The sequence below is a fragment of the Yoonia sp. genome, assembly GCF_030731595.1.
Lineage (GTDB): Bacteria > Pseudomonadota > Alphaproteobacteria > Rhodobacterales > Rhodobacteraceae > Yoonia.
Genome location: NZ_JANQTS010000139.1, coordinates 1 through 9068, shown reverse-complemented (window position 1 = coordinate 9068; position 9068 = coordinate 1). Strand labels below are relative to the sequence as shown.

General features: G+C 56.8%; 12 protein-coding genes. 7 read left to right on the top strand and 5 right to left on the bottom strand.

Translation table 11 applies throughout. The features are described 5' to 3' along the window. The first annotated feature begins 120 nt into the window (after positions 1 to 120). Positions 121 to 876, top strand: a complete 756-nt coding sequence (locus NWQ23_RS15805) for an HpcH/HpaI aldolase/citrate lyase family protein (protein ID WP_306167352.1) — start codon at positions 121 to 123, stop codon at positions 874 to 876. A gap of 102 nt (positions 877 to 978) precedes the next feature. Here NWQ23_RS15805 and NWQ23_RS15800 read toward each other — a convergent pair whose 3' ends face one another. Continuing rightward, complete coding sequence (locus NWQ23_RS15800) at positions 979 to 1842, bottom strand: type IV pili methyl-accepting chemotaxis transducer N-terminal domain-containing protein (protein ID WP_306167351.1); 864 nt, start codon at positions 1840 to 1842, stop codon at positions 979 to 981. 929 nt (positions 1843 to 2771) lie between these two features. Between NWQ23_RS15800 and pgsA the strand changes: the two genes are divergently transcribed. Genes pgsA through NWQ23_RS15785 form a run of 3 tightly spaced genes read left to right on the top strand, consistent with a single transcriptional unit; the run spans position 2772 to position 4122 of the window. Continuing rightward, positions 2772 to 3440 (top strand): CDP-diacylglycerol--glycerol-3-phosphate 3-phosphatidyltransferase, encoded by a 669-nt coding sequence (pgsA, locus tag NWQ23_RS15795; protein ID WP_306167350.1) that lies wholly within the window; start codon positions 2772 to 2774, stop codon positions 3438 to 3440. Beyond that, positions 3437 to 3682, top strand: a complete 246-nt coding sequence (moaD, locus tag NWQ23_RS15790; RefSeq protein WP_306167349.1) for a molybdopterin converting factor subunit 1 — start codon at positions 3437 to 3439, stop codon at positions 3680 to 3682. The genes pgsA and moaD overlap by 4 nt, the downstream gene beginning before the upstream one ends. Further along, positions 3682 to 4122: a molybdenum cofactor biosynthesis protein MoaE gene (locus NWQ23_RS15785; protein ID WP_306167348.1), complete on the top strand. Its 441-nt coding sequence runs from the start codon at positions 3682 to 3684 to the stop codon at positions 4120 to 4122. The genes moaD and NWQ23_RS15785 overlap by 1 nt, the downstream gene beginning before the upstream one ends. Here the strand turns inward: NWQ23_RS15785 and NWQ23_RS15780 are convergent. Next, positions 4108 to 4692, bottom strand: a complete 585-nt coding sequence (locus NWQ23_RS15780) for a DNA-3-methyladenine glycosylase I (RefSeq protein ID WP_306167347.1) — start codon at positions 4690 to 4692, stop codon at positions 4108 to 4110. The two genes, NWQ23_RS15785 and NWQ23_RS15780, sit on opposite strands and share 15 nt — an antisense overlap. Positions 4693 to 4759: 67 nt before the next feature. Here NWQ23_RS15780 and NWQ23_RS15775 point away from each other — a divergent pair, with 67 nt between their 5' ends. The 3 genes from NWQ23_RS15775 to phbB all read left to right on the top strand — a co-directional run bounded on the left by NWQ23_RS15775 (position 4760) and on the right by phbB (position 7686). Then, positions 4760 to 5566, top strand: coding sequence for an EAL domain-containing protein (locus NWQ23_RS15775; protein ID WP_306167346.1), 807 nt, complete (start codon positions 4760 to 4762; stop codon positions 5564 to 5566). Positions 5567 to 5715: 149 nt separating this feature from the next. Beyond that, positions 5716 to 6891 (top strand): acetyl-CoA C-acetyltransferase, encoded by a 1176-nt coding sequence (locus tag NWQ23_RS15770; protein WP_306167345.1) that lies wholly within the window; start codon positions 5716 to 5718, stop codon positions 6889 to 6891. A gap of 69 nt (positions 6892 to 6960) precedes the next feature. Then, entirely contained in the window at positions 6961 to 7686 is a 726-nt protein-coding gene (gene phbB, locus NWQ23_RS15765) for an acetoacetyl-CoA reductase (protein ID WP_306167344.1), read from the top strand. A 185-nt stretch (positions 7687 to 7871) separates the two neighbouring features. On the opposite strand, the gene NWQ23_RS15760 is transcribed toward phbB, so the two are convergent. From NWQ23_RS15760 to NWQ23_RS15750, 3 genes are all read right to left on the bottom strand, one after another. Beyond that, the gene (locus tag NWQ23_RS15760) at positions 7872 to 8039 is read right to left on the bottom strand and encodes a DUF465 domain-containing protein (RefSeq protein WP_306167343.1); all 168 of its coding nucleotides are present in this window, start codon (positions 8037 to 8039) and stop codon (positions 7872 to 7874) included. Between the two features lie 117 nt (positions 8040 to 8156). Continuing rightward, entirely contained in the window at positions 8157 to 8864 is a 708-nt protein-coding gene (locus NWQ23_RS15755) for a tRNA1(Val) (adenine(37)-N6)-methyltransferase (protein WP_372340142.1), read from the bottom strand. Between the two features lie 40 nt (positions 8865 to 8904). Continuing rightward, positions 8905 to 9066, bottom strand: a complete 162-nt coding sequence (locus NWQ23_RS15750; protein WP_306167353.1) for a DUF2007 domain-containing protein — start codon at positions 9064 to 9066, stop codon at positions 8905 to 8907. Positions 9067 to 9068 lie beyond the last annotated feature (2 nt).

Below are 9068 nucleotides of genomic sequence, written 5' to 3'. Positions count from 1 at the left end.
AGGGCGTGTCAGGGAATATGGCGCAGGCGATCTACGACTATTTCCACGAGAATGGTTGACTTGGGTCCTGTCTCGGCTGCTACTTAACTCGTCAAGCACTGCTGAAAAGGCAAGACACCCATGTCCAACTTCAAGCACCGTCTGCACTCTACCCAAGATCGCCTGACAGGTCACATTTGCACGATCCCTTCGGCGACTGTGACACAGGCGATGGCCGCTGCCGGGGCGGATGCGGTGATTATCGACATGGAACATGGGGCCGTCGATTATGCCAGCGCTCATGCCATGATTGCAGCAACCAAAGGCACAGGGTGCGCGCCCCTAGTGCGCGTCGCAGAGAACGACCCAAGCCACGTCAAACGCGTGTTGGATCTGGGTGCAGAAGGGATCGTCTTTCCACTGATCCGTACAGCCGATGATGCGCGCAAAGCGGTGGCATCACTCTTTTACCCGCCAAAGGGCAATCGCGGGTTCGGGCCCTTTATTGCACATTCCATGGCTGGCGTGCCTTTGGCCGAATACAAGGACGCGGTTGACGGGACCTTAAGCTGCGTGCTGCTGATTGAAACCGTCGATGCGGTGGAGAACATCGAAGAAATCGTGAAGGTTCCGGGGATCGATCTTTTGGTCCCTGCCCAGTTTGACCTGTCCACGGATCTTGGTGTTTCCGGTCAGTTCGATCACCCTGACTTTATCGCCGCCATTGCAAAGGTCGAAAAGGCAAGTTTGGCGGCGGGTATCCCATTGGGTGGTGTCGCATTGGCCGAGGCACAGGCCGCATCACTTTTTGCGCGCGGGTATCGCCTGATTGCGGGGTTTGATTTGTTGTGGCTCAAGGCCAAGACGGCCGAAACGCAGGCGTGGACCAAGCTTTAGCAGGCCAGAAAGCCAAAAATACAGATGGGTTTGGACCTTCCCAATGGGCGTTGACCCCCGGCAACCAACACAACAGTCGCCGAGGTTCTTCCAATTGTGCTCTTAAAGGCCAAGTTTCGATGCGTCAGAGTACAGGCCAACGACACGGTTCATGGAAGCCATCGTCGTGTTCAGACCAAGGAAGACTGCAGCGCGTGCTGCGTCGTCGATTGTTTCGCCGGCATTGATCGCATCCAGATGGCCCTTGATCGCCTGCCAGTGATTGCGCGCTTCTTCCAGTCCCGCTGCAATATCATCGGTGCGCGGAGGTTGGACACCCGCTTCGGGCATGCCACCGCGCAACGCATCCAGCGATACTTCGAACAGATGCATCGTTCCGCCGAGGGACTCCTGATATGCGGCCGCATCAACATCCGAAAGTATCAGGCAAACTTCTTTGGAGATCTTCTGGGTCAGCATCCGTTGCCGACCCGCAATGTCGATCGCCAACGCATCTGATTGTAGCAGGGAAGCCTGATTTGAATATTCACCAGAGATCTGCGTCACAAGAAGTTGGGCCATCTCGAGGACTGACATATTCCCGGCAGCAAGCACCTGAATGGCTTCATCGCTCGGCACCCCGTCGACACTTTCGCTCAAAGCGGCTTGGAGAGGTGCGAACCTTGTGTGGAGTTCTTCAATCATACGTAGGGTCTTGCGGCGTTCCTCTGCGCCGTTGACGTTGAGGTTCTCGTCTCCAAATTCAAGTGCCGCAAGGATGGCGTTCAGTTCAGCCACTGCGCCGCTTAGGACCTTGGAGGTTTCTTCAGCGGCAATACCGGCATTCAGATTGCAGGCCGCGGCGGGAATGCGCTGGCTCAACATCCTGAGTTTGCCTGACAGATCGATCCGTTCGCTTCCGCTTTCATCTTCGATGAACTGGACGCGTATCACGTCTTCGGGCGTGTTTGCCAAGTCTGCGGTCATTTGGGCGTGAGCTGCGGGCACAAACAAGATAGCGGCGATGATTGTGGACGTGATAGGGCGTAAGTGACGCGGTAACTTTTTAATAAACATTGGGTTCTCCTGAGAGCGTTCAGCGTCTTGCGTGTGAGGCGTTCTCGAATTGCGTGATTGAAGAGTGTTTCATCGAAATGAAGGTTGCTCTGGTGAAAGCAGACGATGCTGCGGTTGTGGATGTCGTGGGCTTAAGCAAACTGCACCGGCATCGTCGTCCGACTGGGCGCGGTTCTCGGGTGACCTCCAGACTCTGGTGGTCGAATGGTGTCGTCGGAAGAGTTGCAAGGCATGCCTTGCCTTGACCTGACAGGGGGTGACGACCGCACATGGAATTTGTCTGATTGAGAGAGACGCAAAAACGCTGCCCGGACCAGGCTTGGGGATTTTCGGCCTGTTCGAAACCTTCGCCTGTCAAACGCCAGCGCACTACGCTTTGCGCTGACGTTTGCAGATGTCGCGGAAGCCATCGCCGCCGCAATAGTCATACTGACCTTACCGTTTACTTTGGCGAACACGTTACTGATTAACTTTGACAAAACTACATATACAAGAATTGAGATATAAGTAGTGTGAGGTAAATTTAAGGAATATTTTTCAGGCCCTTACCAAAAAGACAGGCTTGGTCTGCGGCCTCCTTAATGTGCGCACCTTGCTGCCAGAGTGTTGTCACAGTTGCCCCGAAACACTGGCTGATCGTGTCGGAACTGTGTTCGGGTGACGTACCGCGCTTTCGTCTGATTCGCCTTCAAGAGCGACCGCGGAATAATTGCCTTTCACCACAATCGGCAAACGGAGGGTCGCCTGCCAAATATCGTCAGCGCTGACCTGCATGCGCTGCCCCGTCTCGGCTTATCTGCCCTCTGGTAACAGCAGCGAAGCCACGCTACGACTATCGCATGACTTTGAACCTGCCAAATATCCTCACGATCCTGCGCCTCGCTGCTGCACCGGGGGTAGTGGTGATGTTTCTATATTTCGCCCGGCCTTGGGCGGACTGGTTTGCGCTCGTCCTTTTCGTGCTGGCGGCGCTCACCGACTTCCTTGATGGCTATCTGGCCCGCGCTTGGAAACAGGAAAGCAAACTGGGGGCGATGCTGGACCCGATTGCGGACAAGGCGATGGTGATCATCGCTTTGGTCGTCATCACCGGCTTTTCCGGCATGAACCCGTGGATTTTGCTGCCCGCGACCGTCATCATCTTTCGCGAGGTCTTTGTCTCGGGTCTGCGCGAGTTTCTGGGCGATACCGCCGGTACGCTAAAGGTCACCAATCTGGCAAAGTGGAAAACGACTGCCCAGATGGTCGCGATTGCCATGCTTTTCGCGACCGGCGCGTTCGAGCATTACTTCGGGATGCAATCACTGGCCATGACGTCAGAGATGGTGGAAGATGCGATTTCAGGGCGAGGCCCTGACGAATTGGGTCTGTGGTGGAAGTATCAGGGCATGATGATCAGCTGGTGGGGCGGGATCATCACGCTTTGGGCCGCTGGCCTTCTGACGCTGGTGACGGGCTGGGATTATTTCACCAAGGCAAGGCCCTATCTCAGGGATGGAAGCTTATGAATGTCATCTATTTTGCATGGGTCCGTGAACGGATCGGCTTGCCGCAAGAGACGGTCCAAACCGATGCCGCGACAGTGAATGACCTCATCGCCGAACTCTGCGCGCGCGAAGACCGCTATGCCGCCGCTTTTGCCGATACCAGCGCACTGCGCGTGGCCTTGGATCAAGAGCTGTCCTCTTTCGACGCGCCACTTGCTGGTGTGCGCGAAGTTGCCTTTTTTCCGCCAATGACAGGCGGCTGATGACAGTCCGCGTGCAAGCCGAACCCTTTGACGCAGGCGCGGAATTGGACGCCTTTGCGCAGGGCCGCACGGATATCGGTGCAGTCGTCAGCTTTACCGGTGTCGTCCGTGATACCAAGGGTGATCTGCAAGAAATGCTGATCGAGCATTACCCCGGCATGACCGAAAGCGCGATTTCAAAGATTGCAACGGAAGCTGTCCAGCGCTGGGACCTGGCCGATGTTTTGGTCATCCACCGCTATGGCCCGCTGGCGCCGGGTGCGCCGATCATGATGGTGGCAACCGCATCAGCTCATCGCGCCGCTGCATTCGAGGCGGCAGATTTCCTGATGGATTATCTGAAATCCCGCGCGCCTTTCTGGAAAAAAGAAATCACTGGGGATGGGGCCACTTGGGTCGCGGCCAAGGACGCAGACGAGGACGCGCTAAAACGCTGGTGACCGTGCGAGAGCCGCGCAGGGGGCGTGACGCGGGCAGGTTGTCAGGTGGTTGTTGATCAACCCCGTTGCCTCCATGAAAGCGTAAACGATCGTCGGTCCACAAAAGCGAAAGCCCGCTTTCTTGAGGTCCTTTGAGATTTGAACCGACAGCGGCGATTGGGTCGGCATATCCGCCCGGTTTGAAACGGTCGTCCGTAAAGGCACCCCATCGACATAGCGCCACAAGAAACGGTCAAAGCCTTCGCGCGCCTCGATCTCTTGCCATGCGCGGGCATTGCCGATTGTCGCCTCTATCTTGCCTTTGTGGCGGATGATGCCGGCATCGGCCAACAGGCGCTGCACGTCGGGCTCGCCCCATGTTGCAATCACATCGGGGTCGAACCCCGCAAAGGCCGCGCGAAAGTTCTCGCGCTTTTTCAGGATCGTGATCCATGACAGGCCCGCCTGAAACCCGTCGAGGATCAGCTTTTCCCACAAGGCCCGACTGTCATACTCCGGCACGCCCCATTCGGTGTCGTGATAGTCGATGTAAATCTGTTCCGGTCCGGCCCAGCCGCAGCGCTCGGTCATTTGGTGCCCTTAATCAGTTGTTAGTTTGGTATGGGTCATTGTCTGGGCAACAGTATGGAGTCCTGAGATGCAAAACGCCACGCTTGGCCGCGCGCAAATTGATGATGACGCTCTTTTCGACCCGTTGCGCTATGCAATGGCAAGCCGGGACGCAGATATCATGTCGATGGTGCGGGATGCACTGGATGATGGTCGCGCGCAGCTTGCCTTTCAGCCGGTCGTCACAGCCGATGCGCAGCATAACATTGCTTTTCACGAGGGCCTGATGCGCCTGACAGATGAAACAGGACGCGTTATTCCGGCAGGGCATTTCATGCCATCCATTGAGGAAAGCACATTGGGGCGGCAGATTGACTGCGTGACCCTCTATCTTGCGTTGCGGCATTTGCGCCAGAACGAGGAAATGCGCTTGTCCGTCAACCTGTCAGCGCGGTCAATCGGAGACGGGGAATGGCGCCGTATCCTTGATCGCGGTCTGATGGACCATGTGGGTCTGGGTGAACGCCTGATTTTTGAAATCAGCGAGAGTTCAGCGATGATGCTGCATGAAAACGTTATGCGCTTCATGTGGGAAATGCAGCCAAAGGGGGTGGGTTTTGCGCTTGATGGTTTTGGTGCGGGACTGACCGCATTTCGTTATCTCAAGGATTTCTATTTCGATCTGGTCAAGATCGACAAAAGCTTTGTTAAGGGAATCGATCATGATCCCGACAATCAGGTCCTCGTTGAGGCGCTGATTGCGGTCGCCCATCAGTTCGAGATGTTTGTCGTCGCCGACGGCGTCGAGACCGAGGCAGAGGCCAGTTTCCTGAAAGGCATAGGCGCTGATTGTCTTCAGGGCTACTTCTTTGGGGTTCCCGGCTTTGAACTTTGACGGCTTGCGCTGCATGCGGAAGGGAATTGATTTGCCCTAGATAAGCTTACGACCTATGGAGCATGGCAAGTGGCAGTCGGGACTGTCTTGCACTTGATACGTGTAGATGGCACCGTTCTGCTCGGGAACAAACCTGAAGGGGATCATCCATGACCAATGTCGTTATCGCATCAGCCGCCCGTACAGCCGTCGGCAGCTTTGGCGGAGCTTTCGCCAACACACCCGCCCACGATCTGGGTGCCGCTGTTCTGGAAGCCGTCGTCGCTCGGGCCGGTATTGATAAGTCTGAAGTGAGCGAAACGATCCTTGGTCAGGTGCTGACAGCGGCGCAAGGTCAAAACCCTGCCCGTCAGGCGCATATCAATGCGGGTCTGCCAATCGAAGCGGCGGCATGGGGCATTAACCAAGTGTGCGGCTCTGGCCTGCGGGCTGTGGCGCTTGGCGCACAGCATATCCAACTGGGCGATGCTTCGATCGTTGCAGCAGGTGGTCAGGAAAACATGACCCTTTCGACCCATGCCGCAAACCTGCGTGCCGGGCAGAAAATGGGCGATATGAAGTTCATCGATACAATGATCCGCGACGGTCTGTGGGATGCCTTCAACAACTACCACATGGGGCAAACCGCCGAAAACGTCGCCAACCAGTGGCAGATCACCCGCGAGATGCAGGATGAATTCGCAGTCGCTTCTCAGAACAAAGCGGAAGCCGCGCAAAAGGCTGGCCGCTTCGCTGACGAAATCGCGGCATTCACCGTCAAAACCCGCAAGGGCGATATCATCGTCGATCAAGACGAATACATCCGCCACGGTGCCACAATGGAAGCCATGCAGAAACTGCGCCCTGCCTTTACCAAAGACGGGTCTGTAACTGCAGCGAACGCATCGGGCTTGAACGACGGTGCGGCGGCAACTTTGTTGATGACCGCTGATGAAGCCGAAAAGCGCGGGATCGAACCGCTGGCGCGCATCGCTTCTTACGCGACCGCCGGCCTTGACCCTTCCATCATGGGTGTTGGTCCGGTCATGGCGTCACGCAAGGCCCTGGAAAAGGCGGGATGGTCCGTCAGCGATCTGGACCTTGTCGAAGCGAACGAGGCTTTTGCTGCTCAGGCCTGTGCGGTGAACAAAGACATGGGCTGGGACCCTGCGATCGTCAACGTCAACGGCGGCGCGATTGCCATCGGTCACCCGATTGGTGCGTCCGGCTGCCGTGTCCTGAACACGCTGCTGTTCGAAATGAAGCGGCGCGGGGCCAAGAAAGGCCTTGCCACATTGTGCATCGGCGGCGGCATGGGCGTTGCCATGTGCGTCGAGCGTCCGTGATCTGAATCAAGGCGGTCCATCGCTGGGCCGCCTAATACCCTGACAATGAAATACTGAGGAGGAATTATTATGGGACGTGTTGCACTCGTCACTGGCGGCTCGCGCGGCATAGGCGCGGCTATTTCAACAGCACTCAAGGACGCGGGCTATGCGGTTGCCGCGACTTATGCGGGCAATGATGAAAAGGCCGCGGCCTTTACCGCTGAAACCGGCATCAAGACCTACAAGTGGGACGTGGCAAGCTACGAAGCCTGCGCCGCAGGTGTCGCGCAGGTCGAGGCTGACCTAGGCCCGGTTGAGGTACTGATCAACAACGCCGGCATTACCCGTGACGCACCCTTCCACAAGATGACGCCGCAGCAGTGGCACGAGTGCATCGATACTAACCTCAACGGTGTATTCAACATGACCCACAATGTCTGGGGCGGCATGCGTGAACGCAAGTTCGGGCGGATCGTGACGATTTCCTCGATCAATGGCCAAAAGGGCCAGTTTGCCCAAGCTAACTATGCTGCCACAAAGGCAGGCGACATTGGTTTCACCAAGTCGCTTGCGCAGGAAGGCGCACGCGCAGGCATCACGGTCAATATCGTCGCACCCGGCTATATCAACACCGAGATGATGAGCACGATTCCCGAAAAGGTGATGAACGAAGTCATCCTGCCGCAAATTCCAGTGGGTCGCCTTGGCGAAGCCACCGAGATCGCGCGCGCGGTTGTCTTTTTGGCCTCGGACGATGCCGGTTTCGTCACAGGTTCGACCCTGTCAGCGAATGGCGGCCAATATATGGTCTAGGCAAAGCCTGATCGAAAAAACCAAGGGCCGCGCCTTTCAGGCGTGGCCCTTTTTTGTCGGTCCGTGGTGCGCATGAAAATCTCATGGGCAATTTCGCTGATTCGAAATGCGCGCAAGTCAAATGGCGCGCCTTTACAGAACTGGCAGCAGGCGAAATGACCGGCCGCCAGTGCAAGGTCTGTCGCTTAATGCGTGCTCAACCGCGTAATTTCTTCTTTGAGCATCAGCTTTTGCTTCTTGAGTTTTGCAAGTTCAAGGTCGTCCGACGCAGGGCTGCGCTGAAGTACCTCGACATGCTCCGAGAGGTGTTGGTGCTTCTTCTTCAGTTCCTGCAGATGCGAACTCAAGCTCATTTTAGTACTCCTCTTGGTTGATGATATGTCGATTGCAGCACATCCTATCGGCTGTGTCACGCCGCATGGCAGCAATTCGACGTGATCTCAGGCTGCACCCAAGAAGTTGCCAAAAGGTTAAGGCCAGATGGGCAATTCTGCGCCATTGCGCAAAACGTCACTGACAGCGGGGGTATAGCTGTCCTGATCGGCCAAATGGACCGCGCCCTCATGCATGATCAGCGTCGGGGCCATGCGAAACGCGGTGCGCCCTTCTTGCCGTGCTTGCAACAGAAACAGCTCTGGCGCCTTGTCTGCGCGGCCTGCGATTGGTCGCACGATGAACGCGCCAAGCCGGCCTTCCAACGCGGCCAGAACCTCTGGCAAGCGTTCCATTCTTTGGATCAAAGTCAGATAACCACGCGGGCCAACCCTGCGTGCGCCCACGTCCAGCCAATCGCGCAACGGCGTGTCCCCGCCCAAAGCTGTATCGCGGCCTTGATCGGTGGCGGGCGTCCCGGTGCTGCGGTCAAAATAAGGAGGGTTCATGATCACATGATCGAACCGCATTTGTCGCAAGGATGCAGGCAAGGCACGCAGATCGGCGGTCATGACCGCGAAGGGTAGATTATTCTCTGCACCGTTACGCTGGGCGAGGGCGGCATAGTCCGCCTGCACTTCCACCCCTGTCATGGCAAGATCAGGCACGCGGGCCGCAAGGCAAAGCGACGCCACCCCGACGCCGCACCCCAGTTCAAGCACGGACTGTCCTCGTTTTGCGGGCACAGATGCGGCAAGCAGAACTGGGTCAACCCCGGCGCGATACCCTTTGCGGGGTTGCCACATGCGGATCTTGCCACCCAGAAAATCGTCACAGCTTAGCGGTTCAGTCACGGCCCAGATCAATCTCGCCGTCGCGCATGATCGCCTCTGCCATGAACAAATCGCGGTCCAGAACCATTAACCGCCGCGGCATAATGCCTATGCTGCCTTCAAGGACGCTCATATTTACGTCGAAGGTGAACCAGTCTATACCCTCGCTGTCCAGCA